The organism is Nocardiopsis ansamitocini (assembly GCF_030268225.1).
GTDB lineage: Bacteria > Actinomycetota > Actinomycetes > Streptosporangiales > Streptosporangiaceae > Nocardiopsis_D > Nocardiopsis_D ansamitocini.
Genome location: NZ_BSQG01000001.1, coordinates 535,838 through 552,833 on the forward strand (window position 1 = coordinate 535,838; position 16,996 = coordinate 552,833).

The 16,996-nt window shown below is 68.5% G+C and carries 21 protein-coding genes; 7 read left to right on the forward strand and 14 right to left on the reverse strand.

Annotation, left to right across the window (positions count from 1 at the left end; genetic code table 11):
* Window positions 1-13 precede the first annotated feature (13 nt).
* Entirely contained in the window at window positions 14-736 is a 723-nt protein-coding gene (locus QSJ59_RS02435) for a gamma-glutamyl-gamma-aminobutyrate hydrolase family protein (protein ID WP_285756998.1), read from the forward strand.
* A gap of 62 nt (window positions 737-798) precedes the next feature.
* On the opposite strand, the gene QSJ59_RS02440 is transcribed toward QSJ59_RS02435, so the two are convergent.
* The gene (locus QSJ59_RS02440) at window positions 799-1,113 is read right to left on the reverse strand and encodes a hypothetical protein (RefSeq protein WP_285756999.1); all 315 of its coding nucleotides are present in this window, start codon (window positions 1,111-1,113) and stop codon (window positions 799-801) included.
* A gap of 403 nt (window positions 1,114-1,516) precedes the next feature.
* Between QSJ59_RS02440 and QSJ59_RS02445 the strand changes: the two genes are divergently transcribed.
* Complete coding sequence (locus tag QSJ59_RS02445) at window positions 1,517-2,281, forward strand: GntR family transcriptional regulator (RefSeq protein ID WP_285757000.1); 765 nt, start codon at window positions 1,517-1,519, stop codon at window positions 2,279-2,281.
* Window positions 2,282-2,359: 78 nt separating this feature from the next.
* Here QSJ59_RS02445 and QSJ59_RS02450 read toward each other — a convergent pair whose 3' ends face one another.
* Both QSJ59_RS02450 and QSJ59_RS02455 read right to left on the reverse strand, forming a co-directional pair.
* Window positions 2,360-2,674 (reverse strand): hypothetical protein, encoded by a 315-nt coding sequence (locus QSJ59_RS02450; RefSeq protein ID WP_285757001.1) that lies wholly within the window; start codon window positions 2,672-2,674, stop codon window positions 2,360-2,362.
* The gene (locus tag QSJ59_RS02455) at window positions 2,671-2,940 is read right to left on the reverse strand and encodes a hypothetical protein (RefSeq protein WP_285757002.1); all 270 of its coding nucleotides are present in this window, start codon (window positions 2,938-2,940) and stop codon (window positions 2,671-2,673) included. Before QSJ59_RS02455 ends, QSJ59_RS02450 begins: the two co-directional genes overlap by 4 nt.
* Window positions 2,941-3,044: 104 nt before the next feature.
* Between QSJ59_RS02455 and QSJ59_RS02460 the strand changes: the two genes are divergently transcribed.
* Entirely contained in the window at window positions 3,045-3,818 is a 774-nt protein-coding gene (locus tag QSJ59_RS02460; protein WP_285757003.1) for a GntR family transcriptional regulator, read from the forward strand.
* A gap of 380 nt (window positions 3,819-4,198) precedes the next feature.
* Here QSJ59_RS02460 and QSJ59_RS02465 read toward each other — a convergent pair whose 3' ends face one another.
* Genes QSJ59_RS02465 through QSJ59_RS02495 form a run of 7 tightly spaced genes read right to left on the reverse strand, consistent with a single transcriptional unit; the run spans window position 4,199 to window position 9,142 of the window.
* A complete protein-coding gene (locus QSJ59_RS02465) occupies window positions 4,199-4,405 on the reverse strand; it encodes a hypothetical protein (RefSeq protein WP_285757004.1) in 207 nt (68 codons plus the stop codon).
* Between the two features lie 21 nt (window positions 4,406-4,426).
* On the reverse strand, window positions 4,427-5,470 hold the full coding sequence (locus QSJ59_RS02470; RefSeq protein ID WP_285757005.1) for an LLM class flavin-dependent oxidoreductase: 1,044 nt from the start codon (window positions 5,468-5,470) through the stop codon (window positions 4,427-4,429).
* Between the two features lie 2 nt (window positions 5,471-5,472).
* A complete protein-coding gene (locus QSJ59_RS02475) occupies window positions 5,473-5,745 on the reverse strand; it encodes a tautomerase family protein (protein WP_285757006.1) in 273 nt (90 codons plus the stop codon).
* 1 nt (window position 5,746) lies between these two features.
* Window positions 5,747-7,234, reverse strand: a complete 1,488-nt coding sequence (locus QSJ59_RS02480) for an aldehyde dehydrogenase (RefSeq protein WP_285757007.1) — start codon at window positions 7,232-7,234, stop codon at window positions 5,747-5,749.
* Complete coding sequence (locus tag QSJ59_RS02485) at window positions 7,227-7,958, reverse strand: alpha/beta fold hydrolase (RefSeq protein ID WP_285757008.1); 732 nt, start codon at window positions 7,956-7,958, stop codon at window positions 7,227-7,229. Before QSJ59_RS02485 ends, QSJ59_RS02480 begins: the two co-directional genes overlap by 8 nt.
* 6 nt (window positions 7,959-7,964) lie before the next feature.
* Window positions 7,965-8,516: an amino acid synthesis family protein gene (locus tag QSJ59_RS02490; RefSeq protein ID WP_285757009.1), complete on the reverse strand. Its 552-nt coding sequence runs from the start codon at window positions 8,514-8,516 to the stop codon at window positions 7,965-7,967.
* The gene (locus QSJ59_RS02495) at window positions 8,513-9,142 is read right to left on the reverse strand and encodes an amino acid synthesis family protein (RefSeq protein ID WP_285757010.1); all 630 of its coding nucleotides are present in this window, start codon (window positions 9,140-9,142) and stop codon (window positions 8,513-8,515) included. Before QSJ59_RS02495 ends, QSJ59_RS02490 begins: the two co-directional genes overlap by 4 nt.
* A gap of 237 nt (window positions 9,143-9,379) precedes the next feature.
* Here QSJ59_RS02495 and QSJ59_RS02500 point away from each other — a divergent pair, with 237 nt between their 5' ends.
* Genes QSJ59_RS02500 through QSJ59_RS02515 form a run of 4 tightly spaced genes read left to right on the forward strand, consistent with a single transcriptional unit; the run spans window position 9,380 to window position 12,757 of the window.
* On the forward strand, window positions 9,380-11,062 hold the full coding sequence (locus tag QSJ59_RS02500; protein ID WP_285757011.1) for a BCCT family transporter: 1,683 nt from the start codon (window positions 9,380-9,382) through the stop codon (window positions 11,060-11,062).
* Window positions 11,049-11,474 carry an ester cyclase gene (locus QSJ59_RS02505; RefSeq protein ID WP_285757012.1) on the forward strand — a complete coding sequence of 142 codons (426 nt, stop codon included), beginning with the start codon at window positions 11,049-11,051 and terminating at the stop codon, window positions 11,472-11,474. Before QSJ59_RS02500 ends, QSJ59_RS02505 begins: the two co-directional genes overlap by 14 nt.
* A gap of 29 nt (window positions 11,475-11,503) precedes the next feature.
* Window positions 11,504-12,007: a flavin reductase family protein gene (locus QSJ59_RS02510; RefSeq protein ID WP_285757013.1), complete on the forward strand. Its 504-nt coding sequence runs from the start codon at window positions 11,504-11,506 to the stop codon at window positions 12,005-12,007.
* Window positions 12,008-12,046: 39 nt separating this feature from the next.
* The gene (locus QSJ59_RS02515; RefSeq protein WP_285757014.1) at window positions 12,047-12,757 is read left to right on the forward strand and encodes a GntR family transcriptional regulator; all 711 of its coding nucleotides are present in this window, start codon (window positions 12,047-12,049) and stop codon (window positions 12,755-12,757) included.
* 174 nt (window positions 12,758-12,931) lie between these two features.
* Here QSJ59_RS02515 and QSJ59_RS02520 read toward each other — a convergent pair whose 3' ends face one another.
* Genes QSJ59_RS02520 through QSJ59_RS02535 form a run of 4 tightly spaced genes read right to left on the reverse strand, consistent with a single transcriptional unit; the run spans window position 12,932 to window position 16,996 of the window.
* Window positions 12,932-14,023, reverse strand: coding sequence for an ABC transporter ATP-binding protein (locus QSJ59_RS02520; protein ID WP_285757015.1), 1,092 nt, complete (start codon window positions 14,021-14,023; stop codon window positions 12,932-12,934).
* Window positions 14,020-15,057 carry an ABC transporter ATP-binding protein gene (locus tag QSJ59_RS02525; RefSeq protein WP_285757016.1) on the reverse strand — a complete coding sequence of 346 codons (1,038 nt, stop codon included), beginning with the start codon at window positions 15,055-15,057 and terminating at the stop codon, window positions 14,020-14,022. Before QSJ59_RS02525 ends, QSJ59_RS02520 begins: the two co-directional genes overlap by 4 nt.
* Window positions 15,054-15,965, reverse strand: coding sequence for an ABC transporter permease (locus QSJ59_RS02530; protein WP_285757017.1), 912 nt, complete (start codon window positions 15,963-15,965; stop codon window positions 15,054-15,056). Before QSJ59_RS02530 ends, QSJ59_RS02525 begins: the two co-directional genes overlap by 4 nt.
* Complete coding sequence (locus QSJ59_RS02535) at window positions 15,962-16,996, reverse strand: ABC transporter permease (protein ID WP_432707405.1); 1,035 nt, start codon at window positions 16,994-16,996, stop codon at window positions 15,962-15,964. Before QSJ59_RS02535 ends, QSJ59_RS02530 begins: the two co-directional genes overlap by 4 nt.

Sequence of the window (16,996 nt, forward strand, 5' to 3'; positions counted from 1 at the left end):
TTTGGAGAAGACCGTGTCCCCGGCCCGCCCCGTCATCGGCCTGTCCGCCTATTCCGAGCACGCCCGGTGGGGCGAGGCGTGGAGTATGCCCGCCACCCTGCTGCCCCAGGCCTATGCCGATGCCGTGGCCGCGGCCGGTGCCCTTCCGCTGTTGATTCCCTCGGTCACAGGCGTCGCCGCGATCGTGGACCGGGTGGACGCGCTGATCCTGGCGGGCGGGGGCGACATCGACCCCGCCCGCTACGGGGCCTCCCCAGACGCCGAGACCGCCGGGGTGCGCCCGGAGCGCGACGGCGCGGAGTCCGAACTGCTGGCAGCGGCGCTGGAGCGCGGTACCCCGGTGCTGGGGATCTGCCGGGGCATGCAACTGCTGAACGTCGCCCGTGGCGGCACACTGCACCAGCACCTGCCCGACGTGGTCGGCCACTCCGGTCACCGGAGCGAGGTCGCGGTCTTCGGGCCGCACGACGTCAAGGTCGCGCCGGACTCGCTCACCGCCCGGGCGTTGGGCGAGACCGCACTGTCCGTGCCCAGTTACCACCACCAGGCGGTGGACCGGTTGGGCCGAGACGTCATCGCCACGGCCTGGTGCGACGACGGCACCGTGGAAGCGGTGGAGTACACCGACCGCCCCGACGTCCTGGGGGTGCAATGGCACCCGGAGATGGGGGCGGACCCCCGCCTGCTCGCCTGGTTCACCGAACGGGCTCGCGTTTCTGCCCTCGATCACCGCTGACCCCGACCGCCTCCCCCTTCGATCGACGTTTGGCGGTGTGCGGCCGGACGGTCGGCGGGTGGTCAGTCGCTGCCGCACACGACGGTGCGGCTCATCAGGACGCGGGCGCCCTCAGGTAGGGGTGCGGTGTCGCCGTGGTCCAGCACGCGCAGCCAGATGTCGGTGCGGGGCGAGTAGAGGTCGTGGCGTTCGATGGCCTCCCACAGGTCGTGGGGCAGCGGAGCGCAGTAGCAGGCGCAGTGCTGGTTAAGCCCGGCATAGCGGGGCGAGCGCTTACCGGCCAGCGAGATACCGGTGTCCTCGTCGACCTCACCGCCCTTGACCACCTGCACGGTGCTCACCGAGACGACGACCCCGTCGGGGAGGGTGATGGTCATGCCAAAACTCCTTGATCGGTGAAGGGGTTTCGATACCGGCCGTGCCCGGGGAGAGTTCGACGCTTGCCAGGGCTTCTGAATGCTCCGGACGCCATCGTTTCCGGAAGAGGAAAGGGCGCACGGCCACAAGCACACGACGAAGCACCACACGAAGACGAACCTCATTGGGAAAGGTCAACCGGTCGGCGGAGCGGGGCGCATCCCACCCCAGCGGGGAAAGAACATGCGAGCCTGGACGGAACCGATCCGAGGCGTCGGAACTGTTCCTGGACACTCTCGAAAATATATACTTAGGTGTTAGGTGTCAACGCCTAGGATAAAACGAGTCGCGGAAGGGGCCGCTTTGGGAGAGTTAGACTGCTGCCGAACTTAGGAGTCAGGAGTTAGGAGAAGGGAGTCAGTCATGATCGATGCGCCTCGATCCCGTTATCAGCAGGTCGCGGACCTCATCCGCGAAGCGATCCAGCGTGGGGACTATGCACCCGGATCGGCTCTTCCCAGCCAACCCACCCTTGCCGGCAAGTACGGAATCAATCAGACCAGCATCGGGAAGGCGATCGCCCTGCTCCGCAGGGAAGGGCTGGTTCGGGTGATCAAAGGCAAGGGAGCCTACGTGCGGGAGATCCCACCGATCAGTCGATACGCCGTGACGCGCTATGCCGAAGCCGTCCGGGAGAGTGGTACCGCGCGGGGAGCCTTCGACGCGGAGATGGCACAGCGAGGACACGAGTCCCGGACCGAACTCGTCCAATGGGGAGAGACGGTCGCCCCTCAGGTGGCCTCGGATGCCCTGGACCTGACAGCCGGGGCGAAGGTCGCGATCCGCAAACGCCACATGCACGCCGACGACGTACCCGTACAGATCGCGACCTCATACGTTCCGTGGGAACTGGCCAAAGGCACCGCCATCGCCGAACAGGACACCGGAAGCGGCGGCACCTACTCGCGCCTCGCGGAAGCGGGACACACCGTGGAACGCTTCACCGAAACGATCCGTTCACGGATGCCCACTCCGGAAGAAGCGGACTTCCTGCGGCTCGACGAAGACCAACCCGTCTACGACGTGCTCCATACCGCTTGGACCGCAGAAGGACGCGCCGTGGAAATCTGCGTGCACGTCATGCCCACCACCCAATGGGTTCTTCACTACGAGTGGCCCGCGTCCTGACCACACCTCGATGCAGGGAACGTCGCACAGCACTGAAAGGAACCCAGCCACCCCATCGGCCCCCAAGGGGCGGGGTGGTCAGTCGGCGCCGCACACGACGGTGCGGCTCATCAGGACGCGGGCGCCCTCAGGTAGGGGTGCGGTGTCGCCGTGGTCCAGCACGCGCAGCCAGATGTCGGTGCGGGGCGAGTAGAGGTCGTGGCGTTCGATGGCCTCCCACAGGTCGTGGGGCAGCGGAGCGCAGTAGCAGGCGCAGTGCTGGTTAAGCCCGGCATAGCGGGGCGAGCGCTTACCGGCCAGCGAGATACCGGTGTCCTCGTCGACCTCACCGCCCTTGACCACCTGCACGGTGCTCACCGAGACGACGACCCCGTCGGGGAGGGTGATGGTCATGCCAAAACTCCTTGATCGGTGAAGGGGTTTCGATACCGGCCGTGCTCCGGCTGCGCTACGACACCTGCCGGGGCTTTTGCGCACTCCGGAACCGCAACTACGGCAACCTCATCGCCAAGCCGGAAAGCGCAGAGCAGGAGTACGAGCCGCCCCGACTGCTCGGGAAGCGGCATGTCCCCAGAACAGAGCACAACATCCACCAGAACACTCATGTCATTTTTACGAGAACTCCTATTGATGAGTTGAGGATACTCGATCCACGCCATTCATCAACTCCTCCTTAGGACTTGCTCGTGTTTTTTCTGGACAGGAGTACTCTTAAAGAGGTCCGGTCTTGAGGCTGACCAGAGGCGAAGAAGAGGAAGCGGTCATGAGCCCCGGAGTTCCGAAGTACCATCGAATCGCCAACGAGCTGCGCAAACGCGTTCATGATGGGACTTATCCCCCGGATGAGGCCATCCCCGCCGAGACGGCTCTGGCGCAGGAGTTCCGGGTCAGTGTCCCGACGATCCGACAGGCCGTCTCCGTTCTTCGAGCCGAAAGCCTGCTGGAGTCCCGGCACGGTCGAGGGACGTTTGCCCTGGCCAGTTCGCGACTCCACCGCAAGTCCAGGCATCGCTACGGACGCGCTCGCTCAGACAACAAGCTCCTCACCTCTCACCTGCGCCACGAGATCGTCTTCGCCGGCAGAGGCCCTCTGCCGGACCACATAGCCGACTATGCCGGTCTCGCGCCGGGCGCGGAGGTGGTCATCCGACGCCGGAACCTCTACGACAAGGAGACGGGCCGCGCCGAAGAGGTCGGGGCCAGCTACATCCCGATGGGCATAGCCGCCGGGACCTTCCTCGAAGAGCCCGATGTCGTTCCGAAGGCACTATTTCTGTGTGTCGAGGACCTGAGCGGCAAGCGGTACGCCCACGCGCGTGACTACTGGCTGTCTCGCCCCGCAACCGAGGAGGAGTCGGAGATCCTGTCTGTCCCGCACCCGAACCACGTGATGCATGTGACCCACGTGGCGCGGGCCGAGGACGGGAGCCTGCTGGAGATCTCGGAATCCTCGTGGCCGGCGAATCGGGTGTTGATCATCGATGAGTACGACATCGAGCAGGTGGCGCAGGAGCCGGAGGGGTATTCAGAGGTCTAGCGGCCCCGCCGGACACCGCGGGAACGGCGCGCCGTCCTTTCCCGGTACGAAACAGCGCGCGTCCATCACCACTGCCAGGAACGACACCCTCTTGGGCAAGCAGCGAAAACGCCCCCGACTCCGCCCGCCTGATGCGGCGGCGCAGGCCAAGGGAAACGTCGTGTTCAAAAGCTCAAGAGGCTTCCGGCATCGACGCCTTCGGGCTGACCGCGCCCCCGGGCGAACAGCGGATGTCGGGGCCCCAACGGGCCGTCGTGGGCGCTTCCGGTGTGAAGACGCCGGGCGGCCGGTCAAAGAACGCGGCTAGCCCTCCGCTCCACCGATCGTGATCTTTTCCGTTCGTCGGGCGCGGTCCGACGGTCGGCTGAGTGGAGAGACGGTCAGTCGGCGCCGCACACGACGGTGCGGCTCATCAGGACGCGGGCACCTTCGGGCAGGGGCACGGCGTCGCCGTGGTCCAGGACCCGCAGCCAGACGTCGGTGCGGGGCGAGTGGAGACGGTGGCCACGGAGACGCCCCGCCGGGGAGGAGGACACACGACGAGAGGGGCCTCCCGGGTCGAGGAGAGCGCCCTCTCGTACGCGCATGTGCCGTGTGGAGCCCGGTGCCTACCGGAAAGCGGGCATGACCTCGTTGATGAACAGTTCGAGGGACACGCGCTTCTCCTTGTGGGGCAGGCTGTTGTCGATCCAGAAGCTGTACTCGTCGATCCCCAGTTCCTCGTACCGGCGCAGCCGTTCGACGACCTCTTCCGGGGTGCCGATCATCGCGGTCCGGCGCAGGGACTCGGGCTCGAATTCCGGGCGCTCGGCGAACTTCGCGACCGGGCTGGGCTCCAGGAACCCGTTCTCGGGGGTCTGCTTGTTCCCGAACCAGGCGTCGAAGGTGCGGTAGTAGCGCTGGATCGCCTCGGCCGCCGGACGCCAGCCGTCCGGGTCCGAGGGGCTGTGCACGTGGGTGTGGCGCAGGACCATGATCTCCGGCTTGGCCACCTCCGGGTGGTTGCGGACAGCGGTCTCGAACTTGTCGACCAGGTTCTCGACCTCCTCGATGCCCTTCATCAGCGGGGTGACCATCACGTTGCACCCGTTGGCGACGGCGAAGTCGTGCGAGGCGGGGTCGCGCGCGGCGACCCACAGCGGAGGGTGCGGCTGCTGTAGGGGCTTGGGCACGCTGGTGGACGTGGGGAACTGCCAGATCTGACCGTCGTGCGCGTAGTCACCCTGCCAGAGGGCCCGGACCGCCGGGACCAGTTCTCGCAGGTGCGTTCCCCCGTCCGCCGCGGGCAGTCCGCCGGCGAGGCGGTCGAACTCGAACTGGTGGGCCCCCCGCGCGATGCCGATCTCCGCTCGCCCGCCGCTGATCACGTCGAGCAGGGCGGCTTCGCCCGCGGCCCGGATCGGGTTCCAGAAGGGAGCGATGATGGTGCCCGCGCCGAGGCGGATGGTGGTGGTGCGCGCCGCCAGGTAGGCGAGCTGCGGGATCGGGCTGGGCGAGCTGACGAACTCCATGGAGTGGTGCTCGCCGACCCACACTGTGGAGAATCCGCCTTGCTCCGCGATCTGCGTGAGCTCCGTCAGGTTCTCGAACTGCTGCTGGGGACCTTCGCTCTCGTCCCATCGCTCCATGTGCGCGAACAGGGAAAATCTCACTGCTACTCCTGGTCTTCGGTGTCGGCGGGCCGGCCGCCGCCGTTGTCGTCGGTCCGAGGGGGCGGTTTTGTCCCGGTGCTGTGCGCGGTGTCCATCTCCGCGAGGGTCACGTCGCCGGTCGCCCAGTGCGTCCTGGGTACCTCGTGGACGACGACCCGGATGTACTCCGGTCTGGTGTTCACGGTGCGCAGCACCGAGGCGTGCACCTCGTGGATCAGGTCGCGGATCTGCTCGGGGGAACGGCCCTCGGAAAGGGTGATGTCGATCTGGGGCATCTCAGCTCCGGAGGACGAACGGGTCGGACACCGGTTCCTCGCTGGTGTTGATCCAGACGCTCTTGAGCCGCGTGTACTCCTTGATGGTCTCGGTGCCGTGTTCGACACCCACCCCGCTGCTCTTGAACCCCTGGCGCGGCGACATCGGGGACATCGCACGGTAGGTGTTGACCCATACGGTCCCCGCCTCCAGGCGGGTGGCGACGCGGTGGGCCCGCGCCAGACCGGAGGTCCACACACCCGCCGCGAGTCCGAACTCGGTGTCGTTGGCCAGGCGCACGGCCTCCTCTTCGGTGTCGAAGGGCATGACCGCCAGGACGGGTCCGAAGATCTCCTCCCGCACCACGCGCATGTCGTTGTGCACGTCGACCAGCACGGTGGGTTCGTAGAAGTACCCGCCGAGGCCGCCGTCCGAGGAGCGGCCTCCGATCAGGACCCGGGCTCCCTCGCTCCGGCCAAGGTCCACATACCCGGCGACCTTGTCCCGCTGGTCCTCGAAGGCCAGCGGACCGATCTCGGTAGTCTCGTCGAGCGGGTCGCCCATGCGGATGCGCTCTGCCCGTGCGGAGACGAGTTCGAGCAGTTCGTCGTAGACGGACCTGTGCGCAAGGACCCTGCTGCCCGCGATGCAGGTCTGCCCCGCGGCCGCGAAGATCCCCGCGACGACGCCCATGGCCGCGTTCGGGATGTTGGCGTCCTCGAACACGATGTTGGGCGACTTGCCGCCGAGTTCCAGGGTGGAGCCGACGAAGCGGCCGGCCGTGGCGGAGGCGATGCGCGATCCGGTCGAGGTGCTGCCGGTGAAGGAGATCTTGGCGATTCCACGGTGGTCGACCAGGGCCTGTCCGGCCTCGGCACCGAAGCCGGTGACCACGTTGACGGCCCCCGGGGGGAAACCGGCCTCCACCACCAGCTCGGCCAGCCGGACGACGGTCGCCGAGGTGTACTCGGAGGGCTTGACCACGACGGTGTTCCCGGCGCAGAGCGCGGGGGCCAGCTTGCTGGTGGTCAGCGTCAGCGGCGAGTTCCACGGGGTGATCGCCCCGACGACGCCGAGCGGTTCCCGGGCGGTGTAGTTCAGCACCCGCCGGTCCGACGCGGGGATCACGTCGCCTTGGATCTTGTCCGCCAGACCCGCGTAGTAATAGTAGTACTCGGGCAGCCCCGCGAGCTGACCGCGCATCTCACGCAGGAGCTTGCCGTTGTCCAGGGTCTCCATGCGGGCGAGCTCTTCGGCGTTCTCGGCGATCAGGTCGCCCAGTCGCCGCAGCAGCCGCCCCCGCTTGGTCTGGCTCAGGTCCCGCCAGCGTGGGTCCTCGAATGCCTGGCGTGCGGAGACCATCGCGCGTTCGACGTCGGCGGCGTCCCCCCGCGCCGCTTCGTAAAGGGGGTGGCGGGTGGCCGGGTTCGTGCTCTCGAAGTAGCGTCCGGAGGCCGGCTCGACCGGCTCGCCGCCGATGAGGTGGTTCAGCTTCCTGAGTTCAGACATGGGCGTGGTCTCCGATGAAGGCGGTGATGCTCTCGACGAGCGCCTGCGGCTGTTGCACAGGGAGCATGTGGCGGGCTCCGGGCACGGTGGTCGCGAGACAGTTCGGGATCGCGGCGGCGAGCCGGAGGGTCATCGCGGGCGTCGACCCCGGGTCCTCCTCACCGGTAACGGCCAGGGACGGCACAAAAATCCGTCCCAGGTCCGGCCCCAGTTCGGCGTCCGCGGTCGCGAACACCTGATAGCAGTGGAGGAAGGAGTCGACGTCGTTGGCGAGCAGGGTGCGTTCGGTGAGCGCCACCCGGTCCGGGCTGACGTCGGTGCCCTCGTACCACCGCCGCAGCGAAGCGGCCGCAGCCGCCCCGAAGTCGACGCGCGCGGTCTCAAGGCGTCGCAGCACGTCCTCGCGCTCTCCCGGCGTGCGTCGGCACACCGAGCTGACCGAGGTGAGCGTCGCGACCAGGTCGGTCCGGTGCAGGGCCAGGTGCTGGGCGACGAGCGCTCCGAGCGAGAAGCCCACCACGTGGGATCGCGCGGGGATTTTTGTCGCCACGTCCTCGGCGAGGTCCGCCAGGGTCGTTCCCGCGGGCGCCGGGGAGCCCGGGCGGTGACCGAGCAGATCGGGCGTCACGACGGTGAAACGGTCGGCCAGCAGCTCGGCCACGGGTTCCCACATGGTGTGGTCGAGCCCGACACCGTGGAGCAGCACGAGGGTCGGTTTGGTCATGGGTGTCTACTGTTCCGTCGAAAGGTCGGCCAGTCGTTGCTGCGGGCGTCCACGGGAGGCGGCGGCGAGCGCGATGACGATCTCGTCCGGGTGCGGCGCGTCGGCGACGCGCATCTCCACGGTCTGGTGGTGGGAGCGGATCGTGGCGTCGGTGATGTGCTTCAGCGGGATGTCGAACACCGCTCCGACCCCGCCGCGTTTTTCCACGGCGGGCAACAGGGTGGTCGCGTTGGCCGCCTCGCGGAAGTGGTTGCCGAACTTCAGCGTGTGGATCAGGGCCGAGCCATGCTCCACCTCCCCGTCCAAGCCGACGATGGCCGCCTTGCCGTAGGCCTCGGCAGGTTCGCCGAGCGCTTCGAGGACCTCCGGCGCGAGGAGCTTGCCAAGGTCGGAGGCGGTGGCGTCGATGCCGGGGCCCAGGTCCTGGACGAAACCCTGACCTGCCCAGGGGTTGTCGATGACGGCCGCCACGACGGCGATGCGGGCTGCGGGGTCGACAGGACGGCCGCCCTCGGCGGTGGTCACCTCGACGTAGGTGACGATCTTGCGGATGTTCATGACAGGACGTCCTCCAGGTTCTGCGCGGTTACGGCGCGGTCGGTGGTGCGGTCACCGATGCGCGGGTGCGGGCGCGGTCCGGTCGATGCCGCGGCGATAACGACGATCTCGTCGGCCCGCGGCGCGTCTCCGACCCGCGCGCTGATGGTCTGGTAGTGGCTGCGCGTCGCGGCGTGGGTCTTGTGCCACATCGGCACGATCAGGTCCTCACCGGCTCCGGCGCGTGCGTCGGAGAAACAGATGATGGACTCGCCCCGCAGGAACTCGCGCACGAGGTTGCCGAAGTAGGGCGTGTGGATGAGGGCCCCCGCGTGCTCGATCTCCCCGGCGGTGCCGACGATCGCGGCTTTCCCGAACGCCTCGATCTCGTCCGCTCCGCCCAGGGCCGCGATGAGGTGGTCCGTGAGGATGCCGGCAAGCACCGGCGCGACGCGCCCCTGCTCTTCGGACAGGTCCGCGAGCGGCTCCCTTCCCGCCCAGGGGTTGCGCACCACCGCAGCCACGCTGGCCCGCCGCGCGGGGTGAACCGGACGCACTCCCGCCTCTGTGACGACGACGTCCCGATAGGTCACCAGCTTGCGCAGAGCGATCCGCTCGGCGGTGGAATGGGAGGCGATCTCTTGCATGGCACAGACATTAGATCGTTCATGTATGCAAGGTCAAGAGTGAGCGCGTCCAGGCGCAACAGCCGGCCAGCACTCCGGCGGACTTCTTCCCAACAAGCCCCCAACTGCAATTATTTGCAATCTTTCACGTGCGGGAGGATGACCGCGAACCCAAGTCTTGACATGCGCACTGTGACATGGCTTACGATCTCTTGCATGCCAGAGTCGGTGAAGCGGCTCGTCGAACCGAGGAGTCCCATGTCTGAGCAGCCTCCCGCGGGTAGGGAAACTCCCCGCGCAACGGCGCAGGAGAAGCCCGTGCCGGCGGAAGTCGGTATGCCCGGGCCGGACGGTGCGCCGGGGGCAGGACTCTCCCGCGGCCTCGACGGCGTGGGGAAGCCGCCCACGGGCCGGGGAGTCCGACAACTCGGTTCGGTCTTCTGGATCTCCATCGCCGTGGCCGTGGTCTTCGTCGCCTGGGCGGCGCTGTTCACCGAAAACCTCAACAGGGTCACAGCGACCTCATTGAACTGGGTCACCGCGTCGTTCGGATGGGGCTATCTGTTCGCGACGCTGGGCATCCTGGTCTTTCTGGTCTTCCTGGCGTTCAGCCCCGTGGGCCGGACCCGGCTCGGCAAGGACACCGACCGCCCGGAGTTCTCCAACCTCACCTGGTTCGCCATGCTCCTCGGCGCGGTGATGGGCATCGGCCTCGTCTCCTACGGCGTCGCAGAGCCCATCTCGCACCTCGCGGTCCCGCCCCACGGGCTCGCCGAGCCCAACACCCCGGAGGCCGCTGTCCGCGCCCTCCAGTACTCCTACTTCGACTGGGGGCTACACGCCTGGGCGGTCTTCGCCGTGTTCGGGCTCGCGATCGCCTATTCGACCTACCGCAAGGGGCGCCGGCCGCTCGTCAGCCAGCTCTTCACCCCGTTCCTGGGAGACCGGGTCAACGGCCCGATCGGCAAGGCCATCGACGTCCTCTCCGTCTTCGCCACGCTCTTCGGCACCGCCACGTCCCTGGGCCTCGGAGCGCTTCAGATCAGCAACGGGATGGGGCGCCTGTTCACAATCCCCGTCAACTCCGTCTTCCAGGTCCTCGTCATCGCGGTGATCACGGCCATCTTCACCATGTCGGCCGTCACCGGCATCAACAAGGGCATCAAGATGCTGAGCTACGTCAGCGGTGCCATGGCGATCGGCATGTTCGTCTTCGTGCTGGCCGTCGGCCCCACCGTCTTCCTGGCCAACCTCTACATCGAGTCGCTCGGCCTGTGGGCGAGCGACTTCTTCCGGATGAGCCTGCAGGGCGCCGCCTTCGGCGACCTGGAGTGGATGCAGGGATGGACCTACTTCATGCTCGCGTGGTGGGTCTCCTGGGGGGCGTTCGTCGGGATCTTCCTCGCCCGGATCTCCCGGGGACGCACGATCCGCGGATTCATCGGCGGCGTGCTGACGGTACCGAGCATCGCCTTCTTCACCTGGTTCGCGGTCTTCGGAGGAACAGCCATCCACGTGGACCTGTTCCAAGGCGGGGACATCGCGGAACAGACCGCCGCCGACTTCGGCAACGCCTTCTTCGCGACGCTCGACCACCTCCCGCTCTCCACGGTGACGTCCGTGGTCGCGGTCCTGCTCGCGGTGATCTTCTTCGTCACCAGCGCGGACTCCAACACCTACGTGCTGGGCACGCTGACCTCCCACGGCTCGCTCAACCCGAGCCGCCCGGTACTCGTCCTCTGGGGTGTGCTCACCGGACTCACCGCGATGGTACTCATGCTCGCGGGCGGCCTCGGCGCCCTCCAGAACACGGTCATCGTGACCTCACTGCCCTTCCTCGTGATCATCGCCGGCCTGACCATCGCCCTGGGCCGGGAGATCACGGCCGACCACCACGCCACGAACTCCCACACGAAGGAGAAAACCGATGCCGCACGCTGAGTCCCGCCGGACGAGTATCCAAAGGACCTGGGAGAAGGCCTGGAACCACGGCGAGGTCGACGCGCTCGACGAACTGCACGGTCCCGGCTACCTGCGCCGCAACGCGGAGTCCCATCCCCTGGACCTCGACGCGTTCAAGGCGTCGATCCTCGCCACCCGCTCCGCCTTCCCCGACCTGACGACAACGGTCGACGAGATCGTCATCGAGGGCGACCGCGCCGCGATCCGCTGGCACAGCTCCGGGACGCACCAGGGCGCGCTCCTGGGTGTACCCGCCACACGACGCCTCGTGCGGGTGAGCGGGGCTACCTTCGCCCGGTTCGAGGACGGGCGGATCACGGAAGAGGTCGTGACCTGGGACCCCCGCACGCTGCTCACCGCGCTCGGAATCATCAGCGTCGGCCAGGACTAGTCCCACCCACAACACCGAGGAGCACACCCGTGGACACCCTCCCCGCGAAAATCGACACCGACCTCATGAAGCAGGTCAACAAGCAGTTCGTCACCGGAGTCACGGTCGTGACGGCGATGGACGGCGACACGCCCAAGGGCCTGGCCGTCAACGCCTTCTCCAGCATCTCGCTGGACCCGGCCGTGGTGATGGTGTGCGTCCAGCACACCTCCTCCACCCACGACTGCCTGTTCCGGACCGAACACCTGGCCGTCAACATCCTGTCGACCGAGCAGCTCGAAGTCGTCACCCGTTTCGCGGGCAAGTCCGACGACAAGTTCGCGGGCCTCGACTGGGCTCCGGGCCCCCACGGAAGCCCGCTGATCGCCCGCAGCAGCGCCCGGATGGAGGTGCTGATCCGGGAGCGGCTCCAAGCCAGCACGCACACGGTGTTCATCTGCCGCGTGGTACACGCCGAGGTCACGGACACCGCTCCCATGGTCTACAGCGCCGGTCGGTTCTTCGACGGTGCGGCACTTCCTCCCCTGGGATAATCGACCACGCGTTTCACTCATGGAGAAGGAGGCGTCCCAGTGGCGCGAGGCACGCGCGATTTGAGCTCCACATCCATTCAGGCCACCGTCATCAAGGAGATGCGCGGACGCATCATCAGCGGCAGCATCGAACCGGGCAGCCCTCTCTCGGAGCTCGCCCTGGCCGAGGAATACGGGGTCAGCCGCACACCGGTCCGTGAAGCGCTCAAGCAGTTGCAGACCGAGGGCCTGGTCGAAATCCGGCCCAGGGTCGGCACCTTCGTCACGGCTCCGTCCAGACGGGAGATCACGGAGCTCTTCGAGATGAAGGAGCTGCTCGAAGGCGCGGCGGCCAGGCTCCTCGCGCTCCGGGGACGGGTGCCGGAGATCGATCAGCTGGAACGCAACCTTCGGGAATCCGACGAGGCGGTCGCACGGGACGACCGGAAGCGCTACGCCGATCTGGTGCACGAGTTCCACGACCTCGTCGTCCGGGGAGCCGACAACCACAAGTTGGAGGCGCATTACCGGACGCTCATGAACCAGCTCGCCTACCCCCGCCTCGTGATGACGTCGCTGAACCAGCCCGGACGTCCGCTCCAGTCCGAACGCGAACACCACCTGGTGCTGGAACTGGTGCGGTCGAAGGACAGTGACAGTGCCGAGCGGGTCATGAGGGAGCATGTGCGGGAGAGCCGTCGCGCCCTGCTGGCGAGCCTTCCTGGGTCGAGTGTCCACGACGGCCGTGGGAGTGGGCGTCCCCGATCGTGACGGCCCGGCTCAGGACCGTCGAGGGGAGCACACGGTCGTCCGGCTGGACGCGGGGTGCGGCGAGGAAGGCGTCGGGGTCGGTCTTCGCAGACCGACCCCGGGCGCCCTTCGCCGTGTGCAGGAGGTTCCCGCCCCCGTGAACGATCCGGGAATCGTTTAGGCCGGTCTCCTGGATCAGCGGAACAGGGCCTGCGCATGGCAGGCAGCGGTGTGCTGCTGTGCCGTGGTCCCTGGAACCGCACCGGCGGCTCCGCTCCCGTCCGGGAACACGTCCCCGCCTGTTCTGGTCGCGGCCCCGCCGGGAATCGGGGCCGGCACCGGGTCGAGGGTCCGGCACGCCTGTGCCACACCCGCCCGGGCCGCGTCGCCCGAGGAGAGGACCGGACAGCGCGGGTGGAACCGGCAGCCGCCCGGGATTCGGGCGGGGTCGGGTGGCTCCCCGGCGAGAACGGTGGCCGGTTTGACCTGCGACTCCGGAAGCACCGAGAGCAACGCCCGGGTGTAGGGGTGACGGGGCGCGGTCAGGACCTCCTCCACCGGGCCCGCCTCCACGATCCGGCCCAGGTACATCACCGCGACCCGGTCAGCGATGTTCCATGCCAGACCGAGGTCGTGCGTGACGACCAGGGCGGACAGGCCGAGGTCGTCGCGCAGCCCCATCAGCAGCGCCAGGATCTCGCCGCGCACGGAGGCGTCCAGGGAGGCGACCGGTTCGTCGGCGACGATGACCTCGGGTTCGAGCACGAGTGCGCCCGCGATGACCACGCGCTGGCGCTGCCCGCCCGAGAGTTCGTGCGGGTAGCGCAGGAAGAACCGCTCGGCTGGGCGCAGCCCCGCGCGGGACAGGGCGCCGGCGACGAGCGCGCGCTCGTCTGCTCGCACACCGTAGTGGATGCGCAAACCCTCCGCGACCGCCTCGTAGACGCTGTGGCGAGGGTTGAGGGAACCGCTCGGGTCCTGGAGCACCAACTGCACCCGGCGGCGGTACGCCTTGAGGTCGCGCGCACGGTAGCCCAAAGGGACACCGTTGAACAGCACCGATCCATGTGTAGGGCGCTCAAGGCCGAGCAGGGTGCGCGCCAGGGTGGACTTGCCGCACCCCGACTCCCCCACCAACGCGACGATCTCCCCCGACCCCAGGTCCAGATCCACCCCGTCGACCGCGCGTGCCACCGCACGGCCGCGCCTGGCCGGAAAATGCACGCCCAGCCCCGACGCCGACAGCACCGTGCGCGTGTCGGACACCGTCCGATCGGGGATCGTCATCGTCGCCTTCCCTCGGGAGCAGCGGGAACTTCAGCCGCCGAGGCACGGAGGGACCTCGGTGAAGGCCCCCCTGGCGGAACCAGGATGCAGGCCGCCGCGCGATCGGGGCCGGCCGGGCGCAGTGCCGGATCGACACGCGCGCACTCGGCCACCGCACGCGGGCACCGGGGGCAAAAGGAGCATCCCCCTTCCAGCTGCGCCGGGTCGGGAGGATCGCCGGCCAGGCCCCGCGGGGCGCGTCGTGCGGCAGGGTCCCCGACAGTGGGGAAGGCCGCGCCCAACGCGGCGGCGTACGGGTGGACAGCGGTGGCGAAGACCGTCCGCGCCGGTCCTTCCTCCACCACCCGCCCCGCGTACATCACGGCGAGACGGTCACAGGTATCGGCCAGCACCGACAGGTCGTGACTGATCATCATCAGGGCGATGCCGTGCTCGGTGACCAGGCCGTCGATCAGCCGCAAGATCTGCGCCTGGATCATGACGTCCAGTGCGGTGGTGGGCTCGTCGGCGATGATCAGCCGCGGTTCGCAGGCCAGAGCCATGGCGATCATGACCCGCTGGCGCTGCCCGCCCGAGAGTTCGTGCGGGTAGGCGGCGGCCTGGTGCGCGGGCAGGCCGACCTGCTCCAGCAGATCGCCCGCCCGACGTTCGGCGACGGCCGGAGTGATCGCCCCCTTGCCGTGCAGCAGGATGGGCTCGGTGATCTGGTCACCCACCCGGTGCACGGCGTTGAGCGAGTGCATCGCGCCCTGGAAGACGATGGAGGCACCGGCCCAGCGCACGGCGCGCAGCCGACCCCATCTCATGGTGAGAACGTCCTCGCCGTCCAGGAGCACCCGGCCGGTGACGGTCGCATTGGCCGGCAGCAGCCGCAGGACGGCCAGTGCCACGGTGGACTTGCCGCACCCCGACTCACCGGCCACGCCGAGCTTGCCGCCGGCCGGCACGGTGAGGTCCACTCCGCGGACGGCCGGGACGGTGTGCCCACCCACCCGGTAGGCGACAGTGAGGTCGCTGATCTGCAGGTGGTTCACCGGCGCTCCCGCAGTCGGGGATTGAGGACGACTTCCAGGGCGCGCCCGCACAGGGTGAAGGCCATGGCCACCAGGGCGATCGCCAACCCGGGGGGAAGCAGGTACCACCACACCCCGGAACTGACCGCCCCTGCCCGGCGCGCGTCCTGCAGGATCGCCCCCCAGGACACGGTGGTGGGGTCGCCCAGTCCCAGGAAGGCCAGCGTCGACTCGGCGATGATGGCGCTGGCGACCAGCAACGTGGTCTGCGCCAGGACCAGGGGCATCACGTTGGGCAGGACGTGGCGCACCATGACGTGTACGTGGCCGCCGCCGAGTGCGCGGGCGCGCTCGATGTAGGGGCGCGCCTCCACCGCCAGGGTCTGGGCACGGACGAGCCGGGCGGTGGTGGGCCACGCGGTGACGCCGATGGCGAGGACGATGGTGAACGTGCTGCGGTCCAGGACAGCGGCCAGTGCGACCGCCAGCACCAGGGTTGGCAGGACCAGGAACCAGTCGGTGACGCGCATCAGCACGACCCCGGCCCACCCCCGGAAGTGCCCGGCGACGATCCCCACGAGCGACCCCAGCGCGACCGAGACCAGGGTGGCGAGGAAACCGACCGTCAACGAAATACGCGATCCCCAGATGACCAGGTCGAGCAGCGAGCGTCCGAAGTTGTCGGTGCCCAGGGGATAGGCGGCTGCCGGAGGCTGGTACGGCTCGTAGGGGGCCCGGATCACGCTGAGGTCGTCGGCGGTGACCAGCAGCGGTGACGTGAGTGCCACGAGCACGAACAGCACGAGTCCGGCGAGGCCGACGAGTCCGGCCGGGGTGGTGCGGTAGGCGCGCCAGACGTCGACGAGGGCCTGGCGGCGGCGCCGCCAGGCGAGGGCGCGCGGCGAGTCGGCCGGGGTGGTGGCGCTCACGGGCGCACTCGCGGGTCCAGGAGCGGGTACACCAGGTCAGCGAGCAGGTTCATGAGGATCACCGACGCGGAGAAGAAGATGAACATCCCCTGGACCAGGGGAAGGTCGGGCAGGCGGAGCCCCTGGTAGAAGAGCTGGCCCAGCCCCGGCCAGGAGAACACCGCCTCGACGAGGATCGCCCCGGCCACGACCTGGCCGAGGTTGAGGAAGATGAGGGTCACCGTGGGCAGCAGCGCGTTGGGCACGGCGTGGCGGCGCAGTACGAGGGCATCGCGCAGTCCTTTGGCGCGCGCGGTCATGAGGTAGTCGGAGCCCATCTCGTCCAGCAGCGAGGAGCGCATGACCATCAGGTACTGGGCGTACAGGACTGCGACCATCGTGGTGACCGGAAGAACAAGGTGGTGGGCGGTGTCCAGGATCGCCGCCGTTCCGGTGACCCCCGGGGTGGACATCCCTCCGGTGGGGAACAGCTGGGGCAGGACACCTCCGGCCCCGCCCGCGAACACCACGATCAGGACGAGACCGAGCCAGAACGTCGGCACCGACCACAGGGTCAGCGCGATCCCGGTGGTGACCTGGTCGGTGACGCGGCCCCGTCTCCAGGCCGCCCTGGTGCCCAACCACAGGCCCAGGGCCGCCGCGAGGAGGGTCCCGGTGCCCACCAGGAGCAGGGTCGGCCACAGCCGGTCGGCGATGAGTTCGGTGACGGGGAGCCGGTACTGGTAGGAGGTGCCGAGATCGAAGCGGGCCAGTCCCGCGCAGTAGTCCAGGAACTGCTGATGCAGGGGCTTGTCCAGGCCGTACTGCCGACGCAGCTCGGCCAGTTGCTCGACACTGACCGGACGGCCCTGGGTCATGGCACGGACCGGGTCACCGGGCAGGACACGGAACAGGAAGAACGCGGTGAGCATCACCGCGATCAGCGAGACCGCGGCCCCGGCCAGGCGCGTGGCGACGAGCCGGAGCATCGGGCCCGGGTCGCCCCTCTTCACGCGCTGCGGCGCGGCTTTCTCGGTCGTCGCTTGGGCCAC